General features: G+C 40.8%; 11 protein-coding genes, 1 pseudogene and 2 riboswitches. All 12 genes and pseudogenes read right to left on the reverse strand.

Going from position 1 to position 18,845, the window contains the following annotated elements; all coding sequences use genetic code 11:
- Positions 1 to 336: 336 nt before the first annotated feature.
- The 12 genes and pseudogenes from atzF to licT all read right to left on the reverse strand — a co-directional run bounded on the left by atzF (position 337) and on the right by licT (position 18,706).
- Positions 337 to 2,109 (reverse strand): allophanate hydrolase, encoded by a 1,773-nt coding sequence (gene atzF, locus FB379_RS11855; protein WP_144598064.1) that lies wholly within the window; start codon positions 2,107 to 2,109, stop codon positions 337 to 339.
- Complete coding sequence (gene uca, locus FB379_RS11860; protein ID WP_144598065.1) at positions 2,106 to 5,744, reverse strand: urea carboxylase; 3,639 nt, start codon at positions 5,742 to 5,744, stop codon at positions 2,106 to 2,108. The genes atzF and uca overlap by 4 nt, the downstream gene beginning before the upstream one ends.
- 44 nt (positions 5,745 to 5,788) lie before the next feature.
- A complete protein-coding gene (locus tag FB379_RS11865; RefSeq protein ID WP_094245131.1) occupies positions 5,789 to 6,439 on the reverse strand; it encodes an urea amidolyase associated protein UAAP2 in 651 nt (216 codons plus the stop codon).
- A 100-nt stretch (positions 6,440 to 6,539) separates the two neighbouring features.
- Entirely contained in the window at positions 6,540 to 7,253 is a 714-nt protein-coding gene (locus FB379_RS11870) for an urea amidolyase associated protein UAAP1 (protein ID WP_094245130.1), read from the reverse strand.
- Positions 7,254 to 7,315: 62 nt separating this feature from the next.
- Positions 7,316 to 7,438, reverse strand: a riboswitch (guanidine-I (ykkC/yxkD leader).
- 136 nt (positions 7,439 to 7,574) lie between these two features.
- Positions 7,575 to 9,266: a methyl-accepting chemotaxis protein gene (locus FB379_RS11875; protein WP_144598066.1), complete on the reverse strand. Its 1,692-nt coding sequence runs from the start codon at positions 9,264 to 9,266 to the stop codon at positions 7,575 to 7,577.
- Positions 9,267 to 9,300: 34 nt separating this feature from the next.
- Entirely contained in the window at positions 9,301 to 10,095 is a 795-nt protein-coding gene (locus FB379_RS11880; RefSeq protein ID WP_186439255.1) for an ABC transporter ATP-binding protein, read from the reverse strand.
- Positions 10,096 to 10,914: an ABC transporter permease gene (locus tag FB379_RS11885; protein ID WP_063389266.1), complete on the reverse strand. Its 819-nt coding sequence runs from the start codon at positions 10,912 to 10,914 to the stop codon at positions 10,096 to 10,098. It lies immediately after the preceding gene.
- Between the two features lie 13 nt (positions 10,915 to 10,927).
- Complete coding sequence (locus tag FB379_RS11890; protein ID WP_144598067.1) at positions 10,928 to 11,953, reverse strand: ABC transporter substrate-binding protein; 1,026 nt, start codon at positions 11,951 to 11,953, stop codon at positions 10,928 to 10,930.
- A gap of 140 nt (positions 11,954 to 12,093) precedes the next feature.
- A riboswitch (guanidine-I (ykkC/yxkD leader) is annotated at positions 12,094 to 12,224 on the reverse strand.
- Between the two features lie 349 nt (positions 12,225 to 12,573).
- Entirely contained in the window at positions 12,574 to 14,511 is a 1,938-nt protein-coding gene (locus FB379_RS11895) for a beta-glucoside-specific PTS transporter subunit IIABC (RefSeq protein WP_144598068.1), read from the reverse strand.
- A gap of 175 nt (positions 14,512 to 14,686) precedes the next feature.
- Positions 14,687 to 16,099, reverse strand: a complete 1,413-nt coding sequence (locus FB379_RS11900) for a glycoside hydrolase family 1 protein (RefSeq protein ID WP_144598069.1) — start codon at positions 16,097 to 16,099, stop codon at positions 14,687 to 14,689.
- 56 nt (positions 16,100 to 16,155) lie between these two features.
- The gene (locus FB379_RS11905; protein WP_144598070.1) at positions 16,156 to 17,619 is read right to left on the reverse strand and encodes a glycoside hydrolase family 1 protein; all 1,464 of its coding nucleotides are present in this window, start codon (positions 17,617 to 17,619) and stop codon (positions 16,156 to 16,158) included.
- A gap of 256 nt (positions 17,620 to 17,875) precedes the next feature.
- Positions 17,876 to 18,706: pseudogene (licT, locus tag FB379_RS11910) on the reverse strand (BglG family transcription antiterminator LicT).
- Between the last annotated feature and the right edge of the window lie 139 nt (positions 18,707 to 18,845).

Below are 18,845 nucleotides of genomic sequence, written 5' to 3' on the forward strand. Positions count from 1 at the left end.
GTAATTTTACCAAAATTGTAATTTAAATACAATATTTTAAAATTTTATGTAATAAATCTAACTAAGAGGAAATACTATTTTTTCAAGCAATTTGGAAATGAATTGATACATTGGTATTTTCAATATTCAAGTAACCAGCAGAGGTAAAAGTCGTATTTTACAGTTTAAAAAATAAACAAAACAGAAGTATGCAGCTAACTTTCTGTCTCCTAATACACTGTACGTACACGTCGATTTTATCTAAATAGTTCAGTCACTCCATCCTGTCAATCTCTTAAAATTAGAATTTTGCGCTTGAACGTGAAAAAGCCGCCAACATGTTTGACGGCTTTTGTATTATGAATTGAGTTCTTTCAGGCAATAGGAACGCCATCCTCCAAAAGCTGTAATATCCTCCGCTTGATTGGCTATATACGCTTCACAAAGAAAGCCCGGCACTTTGTTTCCGTTGATCAGTTCTACTGTTCCTATACTTAAAGGTTCTGGAATAGATGCTGTAAAAGCACCAAATGAAGCTAATGGCATTTCCCATATCTCCAATTGAATGGAGGCGCCATTGTGGTTTGTTTTGATAAGCCCAGGTTTGGCAGGATCCGTAGGCAGCTTATACAGCCGGTAATTAGGAGCAGTTGTTGCTTCACATACGAATTTGCCGCCGAATTGATGCATTTCATTTTCGAGCGGAAACCCTCTCATATGCAAACCGCAGACGGCAACAAAAGTCGTATTTTTTTGCGGTTGAAAATTTTCTGTTAGAATCTCTCCTAAAAATTGAGAAGCAAGTCCGAATATCAATCCTTCCTGTTCTGCCAGCGAAAACATCGTCATGCCAAAAGGAACATTTGCTTCCGCATCCTCTGCCGGAATGGCGATTGCCGACAGATCCAAAAGATTACAGTGATTGGTGTATTTTCCCATTTCGTTATTTGTGCGAATCGGATCGAGCCTAACTTGTTCGCGCGTCCAAGTACCGCCACAAGTAGGCAAAACTAATACTGCATCTTTTAACAATTTTTTCACTTTATGCTTGATTGATTGGATCCTGTGCATCGCTTGAAAAGCTGATGCTGCCGTATGATCAGGAGAAGCTCCGGAAGAAAGGACTTTTTCCGTAACGGAAAACACATCTTCTGTATTTGCTTTCACAAAATCACCTAAATCCGCCCATCTTTCCGCCACCCAAGGACCTTCATAAAGAAGAGACGCCGCTTCGGAAAACAAATCATAATCGATATACTCAATCGGAAGACGCAAACGTTCCAATCTTTTCATCGTTTTCATCCATGCATTCCTATATCCTTCACGAAATGGGCCAAAAAACGAAAGCGGTTGTTTCGGCAAACAAATTTTGCTCGGACTTTTCGGCGATACGTTCGGGAAATAGCGTGACCAAGGATCTGTTTCATCCTCGCCGCGCACAATTCGATCAACTTCCAATGCATCCTGCAAATTGTGCGCAAAAACTGTCACACAATCAAGGCTTGCGCAAGCCGGAACTACTCCAGCGGTCGGCCAGGCTCCCCTGCTCGGCTTAAATCCGACTAAGCGATTTAAGGCTGCCGGCACTCGTCCGGACCCAGCAGTGTCCGTTCCGAGTGCAAACGCTGCATGGCCTCGTGCAACGGCCACCGCAGATCCAGAGCTTGATCCCCCGCTGATCAGTTCTTCTTTTAAGGCATTTTTCGTTTCTCCATAAGGACTTCTTGTACCGACAAGCCCAGTGGCAAACTGATCTAAATTTGTTTTTCCTAATGGGATCGCACCTGCTGCGATTAACCGCTCAACCACTGTTGCGCTTTTTTCTGGTATATAAGCATATTGGGGGCAAGCTGCAGTTGTCGGAACCCCGGCTAAATCAATGTTGTCTTTAATAGCAAATGGAATTCCCCATAATGGCAAGCTTTTCCGATCCAGTGAAGCAAGCCTGTCTAGATAAGGCTGAATTCTTTCCATTGCCGGAGGGGTAATCCATATATTCATATCCTCATCTTGTTTAACTCGATGAATGATTTCAACGACTACTTCTTCGGGAGTCAATTCATTGTTAAGGTACATCTCTCTCAACCGCGCAATCGTCAAAGGTTGAGGAAAATGTTTGACCGATTTCATTTGAGAACCTCCTCTCGTTCTTTCTGCTTTAAAATGCTGACAATCAATTGTCCTGATTGCACCTCGTCCCCTGGTTTCACGTAAACATTTACTATTTGTCCATCGCACGGGGCCAGCTGCGGAAACTCCATTTTCATGCTTTCTTCAATCATCAGAACATCGCCTTTCTTAACTTGCTGTCCAGGAGACACAAGAACTTTCCATACACTTCCAGGCATGGAAGAACGAACAACCTCAGCACCTGGAGGGATATTTTCCTCTTGCCCTTCTTTCATTGGTTCATGCTCTGATATATATTCCGCCAATCCTAGCTTCTTCCACCGTTCTCGCTCTGCTTGAAAAGCTTCCTGCTGCCGCATGCGGAAAGTTTCGGCACTATCTTTGATCGAATCCAAGAATTTTAAATATTCGCCAAGATCAAACGTTGTTTCTGTTATTTCCACTTCAAACCTTCCTCTAAGAAAATCTTCCCGCAATTGCAGCAACTGTTCCGCATCTACTGGGTAAAACTGAATTTGATCGAAAAACCGCAATAGCCAAGGTTTTCCTTGTTCAAAACTCTTCGTTGTCCGGAATTTATTCCACATTTGAATCGTCCGGCCGACAAATTGATAGCCTCCAGGACCTTCCATTCCATATATACATAAATACGAACCGCCAATTCCTACCGCATTTTCAGGCGTCCAAGTCCGGGCAGGGTTATATTTTGTTGTGACTAAACGGTGCCGAGGATCAATTGGGATGGCTACTGGAGCGCCAAGATAGACGTCGCCTAATCCTAAAACAAGATATTTTGCATCAAATACAATTTTCTTTACATCATCAATGCTTTTTAAGCCATTTATGCGCCTGATGAATTCCAAATTACTCGGACACCACGGAGCATCGGAACGGACGTTTTTCTGGTAGCGTTCAATGGCCAATTGAGTAGCCGGATCATCCCAGGAAAGAGGCAGCCGAACAATACGTGAAGGGACTTTTATCGATTCCAGCGGCGGAAGCTCGCGATCAATTTCTAAAATTTTTTGACAAGCCTCGCGAACGGACATTTTCGATGGGTCAATGTGCACTTGCAAAGACCGAATGCCCGGCGTTAAATCAAGGAAAGGGATGTTGCCTTTTTGTTGTATCGCTTGCATTAAAGCATGTACTTGAAACCGATACAGCAGGTCTAAATCCATTGAACCGTACTCAATCAGCAAATTTTCGTCGCCGCTTGAACGAATCGTAATTGGAATGTTTCGAGATGTTTGTTCTTGAGCCAAAATTGAATCGTCGGCTGTAATTTTTGGATTAATGGCAGGAAGTTGAGAAGGTTGAAATCCGTACAAACTGCCATTTTCAATTTTTTGCATAAACATTTCTTGTTTTTTTCGAAGTTCCGCCGCTTCTTCCAATGACAACAAATGAAACTTGACGATATCGCCCGGATGCAATTGCCCAATTTTCCAAAACTCAGCTGAAGCCGTCGTAACTGGGCAGACAAATCCTCCTAAACTAGGTCCATCAGGTCCCAGTAAAATCGGCATATCGCCTGTTAGATCAAGCGATCCCACTGCATAAGCGTTATCATGAATATTTGATGGATGCAAACCTGCATCTCCGCCGTCTTCTCTTGCCCATTTCGGCGCTGGGCCCATTAACCGGACGCCTGTGCGCGAACTGTTAAAATGCACTTCCCATTCTGTTTCAGTTAATTGCTGCAAATAATCCGGCTGCAAAAATTCGCTTGTACAATGAGGGCCCGGAATGACGCCTATCGTCCATTTATTCGTCATGATCGGTCTATATTCAGCTGGAAGCCCCTTCGTTTTTTTGACAACAGCCCCCCGGTTGACCAAAAGCACATCGCCAGTGCGCAAGGCGCGTCCGCCATGGCCGCCGAATCCGCCGAGCGTAAATGTGGAGGAGCTTCCTAAAACTTCAGGCATGTCAAAACCGCCTGCTACTAATAAATAAGTCCGCATTCCCCTTTTCGCTTCACCAAATGATAATACTTGGTTCTTTTTTGCCAAAACAGGTTCATACATCGGCACGGGCTGATCGTCAAGCTTAGCCTGCATATCGGCACCTGTAATACAAAACCATATATCATCTCGAAAACGATAAGATCCCCCGAGCAATGTCATTTCAAGACCAGGGGCGCCTTCTCTGTTCCCGAGAAGTTTATTTCCAATCCGGAACGAGAGCTGGTCCATTGGACCGGAAGGCGGCACACCTACGCTCCAATATTTAATGCGTCCGGGCCAATCCTGAACAGTTGTTTGAATTCCTCCGTCCAATACTTCCAGTGCATGTTCTCTAGGTTGAAAATGGTTTAATAAACGGGTGTATACATTTCCTTTTATAAAATCCTTTTCCTTCAATAAAGCTTTCAAGTAGTGGAGATTGGTTGTAATACCGTACAATTTCGTTTCGTTTAGCGCTTGTATGAGTTTTCCGATCGCCTCTTCCCTGTTTTTTCCACGAACAATCACTTTCGCCAGCATTGGATCATAAAGAGTCGTAACCGTGATTCCGTTTCTTACCCACGTTTCCGTTCGAGCTGTTTTAGGAAATTTTGCCTCATCAATCTGTCCGGCGCTCGGCCGAAACTCATGCAAACAATCTTCCGCATAAATACGCGCTTGAATGCTATGCCCTTTCGGCTCTTTAACCAAGGAATGCAATTCATGCAGATCATCTGCTGCTTCACGTATCATCCATTCAACAAGATCGATGCCAAAGACCTCTTCTGTTACACCATGCTCCACTTGAAGTCTTGTATTCACTTCAAGAAAGTAAAAGGAGCTTGTTTCAGGATCATATAAAAACTCAACGGTGCCTGCACTCCGGTATCCAACTTCTTCCGCCAATCGGATGGCGGCTGCGAACATTCCTTTTCTGACTTCCTGGGACAAAAGAGGGGCCGGACTTTCTTCCACAACTTTTTGATTGCGGCGCTGAATAGAGCAGTCTCGTTCGCCTAAAGCTACCACTTCACCAAATCGATTTCCAAAAATTTGAACTTCTATATGGCGTGCTCTAGCGATATATTTCTCCAGGAAAACGCCTTTATTTTTAAAATTTGTTTCAGCAAGACGACGTACCGCCTCAAATGCCGAGCGCAAATGCTGTTCATTTTCGCAAACGCGCATTCCGATACCTCCGCCTCCTGCCGTGCTTTTTAAAATAATTGGATAACCAATATGTTCAGCTTGTTTTACCGCCTCATCCAAATCGGTGATGAGGTCCGTTCCCGGCAATAAAGGAACATTGGCTTTTTTTGCAATTTCTCTGGCAGAATGCTTTAATCCGAATATCTCCATCTGTTCAGGTGAAGGTCCGATAAACGTAATTCCATTTTGTTCGCACAAGCGGGCAAAATCTGCGTTTTCACTTAAAAATCCATATCCGGGATGAATGGCATCGGCTCCTGACTCAATGGCAGCTTTTATGATTAAATTTCCATTCAAATAGCTGTCTTTGACCGGGCCTTCTCCTATTAAAATAGCTTCATCTGCTTCGTCTACATGTAAACTGTCTTGATCCACCTTTGTATATATAGCAACCGATAGAATTCCAAGCTTGCGAAGCGTCCGTTCAATCCGGACGGCTATTGCCCCGCGATTGGCAATCAGAATTTTTTTAAACATTTTTGTTCTCCCCCCTGACGCATCCGTATCCTAGTTGATTCTGTTTATTTATCCCAAATCAGCACTTGTATTTTTGTTGGATTGTAAGCATTGCAAGGATTGTTTAATTGCGGGCAGTTGCTGATCAGCACCAATGTCCGCCGAAGGGATAATAATTCCACATAACTTCCGGCATAAGAGATTCCATCAGCAAATTCTAAATGACCATCTTCAGTAACCGGAACATTCATGAAGAAGTTAATATTTGGAGCCAGATCCCTTTTTGTAAAACGCTCCCCATATTTCGACAACTGCAGCATAAACGTGTCGCGGCAATTGTGCATATGCAATTTATCATGTGCATATCGGACGGTATTGCTTTGTGCTGAGCAAGCACCGCCTAATGTATCGTGCCGCCCGCATGTATCCGCTACAATCTTCAGCAATTCATTTCCTGATTCAGAACGAAGCACCGAACCTGTTGTTAAGTAAATATTTTTCTGTCCTGTAATGGTGGCTGTTACACTGTAATGATCCTCCGGATTATCTGCATCGTAAAACAATGTATCTACTGCTTGGTTTCCTTCCAAGTCGACAATTCTTAGAACTTGCCCTGGCTTTAGTTCATGCATCCAGCCTTCACCGGCAGGGATGATTTTGTTATAGATTGCATTTTCTTCTTTTCGAGGACTTTCTACTTTTTTAATATTTTCCATGTTCCTTTCCTCCCCATATCGTATTTTTAAATCGGTATTTTCTATAATGTTGATCTTTAAAGGCATCAGCCTGGGTACTCAAACAATTTCCTGCCCAATGCTATAAAAGCGCATAATATTCCCAAGTATTTTCAAATGCCCGGCGGTTTTCAGGACGATAATTTACACAATAATCGTTCAAATCGACAGGCTCTGCCGGAAGCATTTCCATTGCCACCGGAACGGACGGATAGTTGGTTCTTGGATCAAGCGGATTTGGTGTATTAGATACAATCAGCAAAATATCCATTTCTGTTCTTAATGTTACTGTGTCATTTTTTTTGCAATGATCCAAACAATAGGTAAGGTTGCCTTTGTCGTCGGTTTTCACTTTTGAAAACAGATTGACGACAGGAGCCATGTCGCGCAGGCTGAGCCCGTTTCTTACAAGTTCCATGGCAAAGTTCTCTTCTCCGCTTCTGAGCCAGTCATTTCTTAATTCTTGATAGCTTGTTTTTCCATATTTCTCATCTGTTCCTTCCCTTGTGGTATAGCCTGAAACAGTGTCGTGCCAGCCAAGGCTGTCGCTAGTGATGCTGGCCAATACTCGGCCGTTATCGCTCATCAATACGTTTCCCTTTGTCAAGTGAAATGTGTGCTGGGCTTTTAATGTATCCGGCATGTTATACCGCTCTGAAAGATCATGTACATGATACATCATAAGCGAAAGATTGGCTCCAGACTCCAAGGCTGTAAAACGAATAAGCTTTCCTTTTCCGATTTTTCCTGACCATTTTCCTCCAGGTACGATCGTTTTGCTGAAAATTTTAGTCATCCAAAATACCTCCCTTGAGACTTTTCTTAATGATCGTTGTAAAAAAATAAAAGCCTAGGGAAATCTCCCAGGCTTTTATCCTTCCGTGTTTATAGAAAGACATCTTTTGATGCTTTCTATACGCTCTCTCTCGGACCAGACCTGCTGCAAACTTAAGCAGCAGCGGAACCCTAGACAGCTTTTTTGTTCCTATCGATCAGGAACCTTTATGAAATTTTTATTTAAGATTAATATAGAAAGGAGTGCAGCATTGTTCAATGATTTTGTTAGATAATATAACATGAAACTTACAATGAATGCTGGAAATAGATAAAAACAATGTTAAACATTAAATTCCCCGATCATGTTTCTCAGTTTTTTTGCTACATTTGAGAGATTTTCTGCCGTTGCTGTAAATTCTTCAATTGCAGCCAGTTGTTCTTCCGTTGAGGCTGCCACATTTTGTGAATGAGCTGATGACTTTTTGGCGATGTCAGCCAATTGTCCGATAGAAACAGCAACTTGATCAGCTCCTGTTGACATTTGCTGGACAGATGAGGAAACCTCTTGTATTTGACATGTTACTTTTTCAACTGATGTTAAAATTTTATGGAAAGCACGCCCAGCATCATCAACAACCCTTTTACCCTCTTTTAGATCGCTTCTTCCTTTATCGATATTCTCCACGGCAGCAGCAGCAATGGAGAGGACATGCTGTATCATTTCATTTATTTGAATCGCAGATTGTTTTGACTCTTCCGCCAAGTTTCGAACTTCCGTTGCTACAACAGTAAAACCCTTGCCTTGTTCCCCTGCACGCGCCGCCTCAATGGCAGCATTTAGAGCCAATAAATTCGTCTGCTCCGCTATATTTGCCATGACATCTGATATTTTTTTTATCTCGTCGGTAAGCTTGCCAAGTTCCTCAATCTTAATAAACGCTTCATCAACGGATTTTTGTAAAAATTCCATCTGCTTGACTGCTTTGACAATTGATTTGTTTCCTTCTTCTGCGATTTTCGATGTGGTCAAGGCCGATTCTGCTGCGAAAGAAGATGACGATGCAATTTTTTGAACTTCATTGGCAATATTATTCACCGCATGTGAGCTTTCATCCGCCATGTCACCTTGATCACCGGCTCCGGAAGCAATGTCTTGAACTGCCATCGTGATCTGTTCTGTACTTTCCGCAAAGTTTTTAGTACCTTCAGAAAGCTCGAGTGCTGAAGCGGAAACTTCATCTGTCGTTTCCTTTATTTTTAGCATCATTTTTTGCAGGTTCTCCAGCATTCTATTAAATGCCGTCGCCAGCTTTCCAATTTCATCTTTATTCGTGATATGGATTCTAGCTGTTAAATCTCCTTTATTTCGCGCCAATTCCTCTAATTTATTTGCAATTTTCCACAATGGCCGGGTGGTTCTTTTAGAAATAAATATTGCAATTAAAATTCCTGCAAACAGTGCTGTGATAAATACCGCTGCACCCGCCATGATTTTTTTTCTTATTAATTTTTCATCTTCCTCAATTTTCTTGGTTATCCGTTCTGTCTCAATTTGTTTGAATTCTTCCAGTTTGGAACTAAAAATAGCGCGAATATCCGCATATTCTCCATGAAAAATAGCAAGTGTTTTTTGGCGGTCTTCCCCGGCCAATTCCATCATCTGCGTTTCTAATTCAACTAATTTTTGATTGTTTATATTTAGATCGTGGAAAATTTTTTTCGTCCTGGAATCATCCAGCATCGGAGTCACTTCTTTAATATGTTGATCAATTTGCTTTGCAAACTGATTGTACTTTTCCCTTTCGGCCGTATTATCCGGTTCGATAATCACCCCTCTGACCGCATCTGTTAACGCAAGGTCTTCAAATTGAATCTGGTGGGCAAGCTGCAATTTTTTCATATCGGTATTTGCTAAATTAAAATAGGATTTGGAAACGTCCTGCAAAGTAGAGTAAACAATAAGAAAGGCGAGCAGGACAATTAGCAAAACGGTTCCAAAGCTAAGGAGCAGTTTGTTTCGTATCTTCATCATCAACAGCCCTTCCGATCCTTCTGTAAGTTTTTTACTAATGCTTTAATAAAGAAATGATATGTTTTTTTACGTTCATAAATTTCTCTACATCCACAAGCTCCCCATCTTGAAATAATTGCAAATCCGCATCAATTTCTTCGAGAATTCTCCCCGGTCTTGCTTCCATGACATATATTCGCTGGGATAAGAATAAGGCTTCATCGATGTCGTGCGTTATAAACACAATGGTTGTTTTTTCCTTCTTCCAAATATCCAACAATAATTGCTGCATGGATTGCTTTGTTTGTGCATCAAGCGCTCCAAAAGGTTCATCCATTAATAACACTTCCGGATTATTGGCCAACGATCTTGCAATAGCCACACGTTGTTTCATGCCGCCGGACAATTCTTTGCCGTAGGAATCCGCAAATCTTTCCAGTCCTACCAGCTCTAAATATCGATCGGAAATTTCTTTACGCTCTTTTTGTTTCATTCCTTTTAGCTTGAGGCCAAACTCTATGTTTTCTCTTACTGTCAACCAAGGAAACAACGTATAAGACTGAAAGACCATACCTCGTTTCGCACTTGGTCCTTTCACTTCTTCACCGGATACTTGCACACTGCCTGATGTCGGCTCCTCCAAACCTGCCAAAATTCTCAAAATGGTCGACTTACCGCATCCCGACGGTCCAAGAATGGAAACAAATTCTTCATTTTTTACGTACAAAGAAACATTCTCCAGCGCTTGAAAGGAGCCATTATTCGTTTTATACACTTTCGACAAATTTTGAATGTTTATTTCAATCTTCTCTTGACGAAGATTTTTTTCAGCTTTGATAGCATTCAACATTTAATTTCCTCCTTCCGCCCATGGAAATAATTTTTTATTAATGTAGGCAAAGCATCTGTCAATAATAAGTCCCAACAGCCCGATAACAATGATTCCGACAAAGATGGACTCGGTATCCATGAAACGCTGCGCTTTCATAATCGAATATCCAAGACCGTTGTTTGCCGCCACCAGCTCTGCTACAACTAAATACGTCCAAGCCCATCCCATAATCAGCCGCATAGTTGTCATTAATTTCGGAAGCATTGCAGGGATGATAACCTTTGAGATGACTTGCCAGCGGTTTGCTCCAAGAGTATAGGAGGCATAAAGTAGGTCTTTATGAATCCGGTTTGTGTCATCTGCCACCATTAAAACGAGCTGAAAAAAGCTTCCGATAAAAATCACTAAAATTTTTGCTGTTTCCCCAATTCCTGCCCAAACCATAATAAGTGGAATAAAAGCGGCTGCCGGCATATACCTGATAAACTCAGAGACGGGCAAAATAACCGATTCTGCAAGCTTAAAAGTGCCAGCCAATATTCCGAGCGGAATCCCTAACAGACATGCCAGTAAAAACCCCATAAAAACTCTGTAGACGCTAATCCCGATTTCTCCCCAATACTCCGGACTTGAAAGTGCAGCAAAGAAAGAGCCCACAACAGCTGCGGGAGTCGGAAGAAATACTTCATCCACAAGTTTTAAATTGCTCAGCAAAATCCAAATGAGCAATAACAAGATAAAAGCAGCTGATACCCCAGTAAAATACCATTTTTTCGGAATATCCTCGCGTATTTTGAATAATGTCCATTGATGCCTTTTTCCTTTTTGAAGCTCCATCCATTAATCCTCCTTACTTTGCCCGTTCAATTTCCGCTTTTATAAATGAGGTGTCAACGAAGCTGCTAAAATCAGGAATGTCTTTAATAAACCCTAACTCTTTTAAAAATTCAGCATTTTTTTCAGCTGTGTAATAAAAAGATTGATAGTTATCTCCCTCTTTAAAAGCGTTCAAGCTTTCTTCAGGAGAAAACAGCTTGAATCCTTTCATTCCTACATCCAGCTCTTCTTTTGAAATTCCCGCCTCGTCCGCTATTAGTTGAATCGATTGATCGTAATTTTGCGAAAGATAGTCAACCGCATCAAACCATGCTGCTACGATTTTTTGCACGTCCTCTTTCCTCTCTTTCGCAACATCTCCCCTTACAACGAATAAGTCGGAAATCAAGCCCGGAAAATCAGCGGATGTCACCAACTTATGTCCTTTTCCCTTATTCACTGCCATGCTTAAAAAAGGCTCCCACAAACCGGCTGCATCCAATTTTCCAGCTATAAATGAATTTCCCGCATCTTGAACAGATAAGTTTGTAAATTTCACATCGGACTCCTTTAATCCCGCTTCATGCAATGCCGTGAGCAGAAAAAAGTGTTCAATCGTACCTATTTCCGTACCAACTTTCTTCCCTTTTAAGTCTTTAACCGAGCGAATATCATTTGAAGCAACAAGCCCATCGCCGCCAAGTGAATTGTCTGTAATAAATACCGCTTTTAAATCAATTCCTTTTTCTAAAGGGGAGATCGAATCAAGCAAAGCTTGGCTGTTTCCATCAATTTCTCCCGTATTTAATGCAGAAAGGGAATCAGCATATACTGGAAACCAAACCAATTCGACATCCACTCCATGTTTTTCGAAAAAACCCTTTTTTTCTACGAGATGCCATAAATACCAGCTCGGCAAGGCGCTGAAACCAATCTTAATCGGTTCTTTCTTGCTTTTATTGCCGAAAGAAGTTTCATTTGCAGATTTACTTCCGCAAGCAGCCAACAACAAGCAAAAAATGATAGAAAGAACAAGTAGTAGAAGCTTCTTTTTCTTCATGTCTTTCACCTCGGCTTTATATTTTTCATCTCTTTTTGAAATTAGGTATTTCAAAATAGTGCTTAAAGAAATTCTGTTATATCCCCCTCCCCAGATTTTTAAATTTTCAGCTTTAAAAAAATAAAAGCCAGAGAGAATAGATCTCCCAGGCTTTTATCCTTCCGTGTATATAGAAGTTGCAATCAAACGCAGCTTCTATACGCTCTCTCTCGGACCAGACTTACCGGCGGTGATACAGCCTGCCAGCAACGGAACCCTAGACAGCTTTGATTTCCCACTTATTTCGGGGAACGATATTCACTTTTCATCATTCCAAGATACGCTGGCAAATGTCAGCTTTTCACCTTCTTTTTCCGGTTGACAGAGAATGAGAGATCACTACAAACTCTTTAGGGGGATTTTTTATTTATTAAGAATTATAGTTTATATGACTATATCTGCAATAAATATGTAATATTTTCTAACATAATTTCTCGAAATATTCGCATATTACGGAAACTATTATTACATAAAAGAATTATATTTTTTCAAAAAAACAGCATGAAAAGCTGCAAAACGTTCAAAATCTTCTTAAAAAAAGCATCTGCCCTTAATCAGCAGATGCTTTTTTCTTGTGAAAATCATTCCGAGTCATTTATAAGCGTCAATAAAGGTTCGCCAATTTTGATTTGTTTTTCTTTCGTTTCATTTATTTCTTTGTAGTGACTAGTGTTGGTTATAACAACCGGTGTCGCCAAATCAAAGCCCGCCGACTGAATTCCATTTATGTCAAATTCAATGAGCAGCTGTCCTTTCTCTACACGGGCGCCTTGAGTTGTATGAGCAGTGAAAAATTTACCTTCCAATTGAACGGTATTCATGCCAATATGAATCAAAATTTCCGCACCTTGATCAGATGTTATTCCAATTGCATGTTTCGTAGGAAAAAGAGTCGTTACTGTGCCGGATACAGGCGCTACTAATTTTCCTTCCGAAGGCTCAATAGCTACGCCCGCGCCGAGGGCCCCGGATGAAAATGCTGCATCCTTGATGTCTGATAACGGCTTTACTTCGCCGTTAAACGGGCTGAAAATAATTTCTTTTTTACCTAATAATTCTTCTTCCGCGTCAGCCTCAGCTGTTGCTTGTTGGAATTGCCGATCTGCTTCTGCTGCCGATTTTTGACTGAATCCAAAAAGGAAAGTGAGGATAAAACCAAGGATAAAGGCAACGGTAATGGCAATTAAAGTGCCCCACAAACCAAACGTAATGCCTTCAGTCGGACTGATAAAGGATGGAATACCAAAAATTCCGAGACCTCCCAGCATATACATTTTTGAATCAAATACTCCTATGAGTCCTCCGCCAATTGCCGCAGCAATACAGCTGATAATAAACGGTTTTTTGAGCGGAAGCGTAACACCATAAATCGCCGGTTCTGTAACCCCGAATACTCCGGAAATAAATGCAGGAACACTAAGTGTTTTCAATTTTTGCTGTTTCGTTTTCAGCATTACGGCAAGTACAGCACCTATTTGTGCAAAAGAAGGAGCAAATGCCATCGCTAAAATAGGATCCGCTCCCATTGTGCTCATATTGTTGATGGCAATCGATACAAGCCCCCAATGAAGACCGAAAATCACAAATACTTGCCACAATCCACCAAGAAGCAGCCCTGCGATAATTGGCGATAAATCATTGATGGCAACGGTTCCTTGTCCAAGCAGCTTTCCTGCCCAAGTTGCAATTGGTCCAATCAATAAAAATGTTAAAGGAACTATGATAATCAGTGTAAAAAAAGGAACTAAAAATGTTTTCACGACATCAGGAATAACTTTCTTAAACCAATTTTCCACCTTTGCACTAAAATAAGCAGCCAAAATAATCGGAATAACGGAAGATGAATACGTCATTAAAATGACCGGAATGCCAAGAAATGTAATATAAATAGGCGACTCAAACATCGTGCCTGAAAACAAAGTGTAAAGCGCTTTTCCGCTAGTAAGATTAGATAGTGCCGGATAAACCAATGACGCCCCGATCGCCATACCGATGAATGTGTTGCCGCCGAATTTTTTGCTGGCCGTATAACCAAGAAAGATCGGGAAGAAGTAAAATAACGAATCGCCAATTGCATATAAAATTTGATAAGTTCCTGATTTATCTGTTATCCAGCCTAGTGATGCGAAAAGAGCGGCAAAACCTTTAATCATTCCTGTTGCAGCTAGAACGCCGAGAGTTGGTGCAAAAATTCCCGAAATAATGTCAATAAAGTTGTTGAATAAATTTTTATCCTTTTTTCCCGCTTCCGTATCGACAGACTTTGCAGCTTCAAACCCGCCAATAGCAACGACCGCCTTATATACATCAGGCACATGATTGCCGATGACAACTTGATATTGTCCGCCGCTTTTCATAACGGTGACGACTCCGTCCATGTTTTTTAACACTTCTGTGTTCGCTTTCCCTTCGTCCTTTAATTGAAAGCGCAATCTTGTAATACAGTGAACAACACTGATAACGTTTTCTTTACCGCCGACATTTTCGATAATGTCTTTAGCCAATTGCTCATATTTCATGATTGACCCTCCCAAAAATATATTTGATATATAAAAAACCTGAACCAATTTGAACGCGCACGAATAAACGCACTGTGTTGTTCAAATCAGTTCAGGTTATGCCCGGATGGTAACATTCCTTCCTGATTTTTGACAGCTTCCCGAAAAAATTATGCAATTGTCGAATTTACTCTTTCTAATCTAAATTGGCTCCATTCGATGAGATGACTTGCTTATACCAATAAAAGCTTTGTTTTCGAATTCGGCGCAAATCTTTTAAATCAAATTCATCACGGTTAACGTAAATAAAACCGTAGCGTTTGCTTATACCTTGATGCGTGCTGACGAGATCAATAGCTGACCAAGGACAAAAACCGAACACTTCAACACCGTCACTAATCGCTAATTGCATTTGTTCGATATGGTTTCTTAAAAATTCAATTCGGTATGTGTCGTTTATAACATCGCCTTCTTCCAATTGATCGATGGCGCCTAATCCATTTTCCGTAACAATCAATGGCAAATGATAGCGGTCATATATTTCTCTTAATGTTGTCCGAAACCCGACTGGATCAATTTCCCAGCCAAATTCATTTTTCTTTAAATGCGGATTGGAGGCTCCTTTATAAACTCCCGGTTCCCCAACCGTAATATGCTGATCTCCTGTTTGGTTCACATCTTCTTCATTTCCTTCGCTTGCTGCTACTGTTTGCGAAGTATAATAGTTAAAAGCAATAAAATCCGGCTTGGCATTTTGTAAAATTTCCATATCGCCTTCAAGAATTGTTGGAGTATATCCCTTTTCCTCCAAGTAAGCCCAGGCAATATTGTTATAGCGCCCATATACAGCCATATCCAAATACAGCCAATTGCGGATGGCTGCGTAATTATTGGCAGCTAAAACATCTTCAGGTTTTGAGCTTGCCGGATAAATCGTCACAATATTCGGCGCCGGTCCGATTTTTGCATCCGGCAGCATTTGATGGCATAACGCCATTGCCTTCGCCTGAGCGACAAACATATGATGATTTTGTTGATACAATTCTTTTTTTGGATTTTTTAAGTTCGGATCAACGGTCCCGATCGCTTCGCCATGAAGGATCATCATATTTTGTTCATTAATCGTCAGCCAATATTTTACCCGATCGCCAAAATGCTCGAATAATGTTTTGCAATAATTTTCATATGCATCAATCGTTGCACGATTGGACCAGCCGCCTTTTTCCTGTAATGCATAAGGCAAATCAAAATGATAAATCGTCACAATCGGTTCAATTCCATGCTTTCTGATTTCATTGATAAGTTGATCGTAGAACTCTATCCCTTTTCGATTTACCTCTCCGTCGCCATTAGGATAAATGCGTGTCCAGGCAATGGAAAAACGATATGCTTTAAAGCCCATTTCAGCAAACAGAGCAATATCTTCTTTGTAACGGTGGTAATGATCGCTGGCTACTTTAAAATCAGTTGTGCCTTCGGGGTATTTGGCCATATCGATAACGGAAGGTCCCTTTCCGTCTTCATTCCATGCGCCTTCCACTTGATAGGCTGATGTGGAACCTCCCCAAAAAAAATCGTTTGGAAAAGGCTTGCGCCGCTCGTGTTTCATGCTTACTACCTCCCATTTCATTTTTAAACAGAGTGATTTCGACATCGCAATCGTTTTTACAATTCTTCTCCATTCGTTTCGATTACTTTTTTATACCAATAGAAGCTGTCCTTCCGGAGGCGTTTCAATGTTCCGTTGCCGAAGTCATCTTGATCGACATAAATAAAACCATACCGTTTGCTCATTTCTGAGGTAGATGCGCTTACTAAGTCAATAGGCCCCCAAGTTGTATACCCCATTAATTCAACACCGTCGCCAATCGCTTCTTTCATTTGCTCAATATGTTTGCGCAAATAGTCGATTCGGTAATCGTCATGGATGCTGCCGTCTTCCTCAACCTTGTCGTAGGCCCCTAATCCGTTTTCCACTATAAATAAAGGAACTTGATAGCGGTCATACAATTTATTTAACGTAATCCGCAAGCCGACCGGATCAATTTGCCAACCCCAATCAGATGATTCAAGATAAGGGTTTTTCACACCGCCGATTAAATTGCCTGAAACTTCTTCAGCATCATCCTTCGTGCTGGCTACAAGTGTCATATAGTAGCTGAACGAAAGGAAATCCACTGTATATTGTTTTAAAATGGCATCATCGCCTGGAAGTTTTTCAATGTGAATATTATTTTCTGCAAAATAGCGTTTCATATAACTTGGGTATGCGCCGCGAACTTGAACATCTGTGAAAAATAAGTTCAGCTGATCTTCTTTTAATGCTTTAAGTACATCGTCCGGGTTGCATGTTTCCGGATATACTTCCAATCTAGCTAGCATACAGCCGATTTTTGCATCCGGAATGATTTCGTGGCATGCTTTAACAGCTAGTGCACTTGCTACAAATTGGTGGTGTACCCCTTGGAAGGCAGCTTGTTTTACATTTTCAACCCGATCGGTTAAAATGCCGCCGCCGGTGTACGGACTGAAAGTAATCATATTGATTTCATTAAATGTCAGCCAATATTTCACCTTGTTTTTATACCGTTTAAATACGGTTTCAGCGTAGTGAACAAAGAAATCTATCACCTTGCGATTCGTCCAGCCGCCGTACTTTTGCACAAGGCCGAGCGGCATTTCGTAGTGGGAAAGTGTAACAAGCGGCTCAATATTATATTTCGCCAGTTCGTCAAACACTTTGTCATAAAAGGCTAATCCTGCTTCATTTGGTTCGGTCTCATCCCCATTCGGGAAGATACGCGGCCAAGAAATGGATAAACGGAATACTTTAAACCCCATTTCTGCAAATAAGGCGATGTCTTCCTTATAGCGATGATAAAAATCGATTCCGAAACGTTTCGGGAAAATTTTATTTGACGCTTCTCCATTTAATATTTCCTCGATTTCTGCACTTGTCACATCTAATGAATGTCCGTTTTTACCACGTTTTTCTTTTGGTACATAAGCCACCATATCGGCAGTAGAAAGACCTTTTCCATCTGCATCAAAAGCACCTTCTAATTGGTTGGCAGCAGTTGCGCCGCCCCAGAGAAAGTTTTCCGGGAATTTCGCTTCGAAATGGCCCATTGTTCATTCACCCTCTCGTTATTATTAAAACAATTTCCAACTTTATCCTGTCGCAAAACTCTTATACGATCAAGAAAATAAAAAAACCTAAATTGCCCGCCATAAAAATGACGAAACAATTTAGGTTTTGCCTGCATGACCAGTAACAATCCTAAATGAAACGGTTTCTATTCGATTGTTATTTACAAATTAGCATACGCTTTCATTTCCTGTCAACAGTTCATTTAAAAATTTTTACGAGAAGCTGAGATTTTGTTTAATTACGATTCACGACTCGATCAATATGAATTGTCAAATATAGTTTTTCTTCCGAAGTTATTTCATGGCCATGCACCTTTTGAATATAATCTTTTATTTTTTTCGTGCAGGCATAAGCTTCCGGATGCTTATTTTTTACGATTTCATACAATTCATCATCATCGCTCTTCAGAAGCATGTTGTTTATGAGCCGTTGCGCGAAAAATTTCAAGTGGGTAAGGAAACGGAAATAATTTAATGAATCCTCATCAAGCTCAATTTTAAAATGGTATTTTACAATATTCAGTATATCTTGAATAATCTTTGTCATATTGGCGACATCCGTCATTTCTTCATTCAGCTCAGCATTGACGAAATGCATAGCAATGAAACCGGCTTCATCTTCAGGCAGTTCAATCGCCAATTTGTCTTTAATCATTTTCAGTGCTTCCAAAGCGATTTGAAATTCATCTTTATATATCCGCTTGATTTCCCAAAGTAATGGATTCACAATCTTTATCCCTTGTTTTTACCGTTCTATGGCGAAATTAATATGGTCTGTCAGCGATATATAAATAATATCATTCAGTTTTTTGCCAAGTTTATTTTTCGCGTATTGTATCATTTCCTCCGTTACTTTTACATATTCCATCGGAACCTCGTACAATAGCGATTTAAATTTACTGGCCATATCCTGATTTTCCAATTTAAAAATCTTTTCAATTCTGTCTTCATCAACCTCATCGCCAGGTCTTTTCTTAAAGGCAATCCCTCGTCCCATGATGACCAGCTCTTGATCATCTTGTATAACGCTGATCACGTTATTATTAATCACTTTTGCGATTTTCACGCGTACCCCCTGCCTTTAGTTTGATGCTATTATACCTATATATTGCAAAATGCACCCGATATTATTTATGAAAGAAGTCCTTAATTAAGAGAATTTACGATTTATTAGGATTTGTCAATACAAAAATTCGATTGCTAAA

The sequence above is a fragment of the Aeribacillus composti genome (assembly GCF_007827555.1).
In the GTDB taxonomy this organism is placed as follows: domain Bacteria; phylum Bacillota; class Bacilli; order Bacillales; family Aeribacillaceae; genus Aeribacillus; species Aeribacillus composti.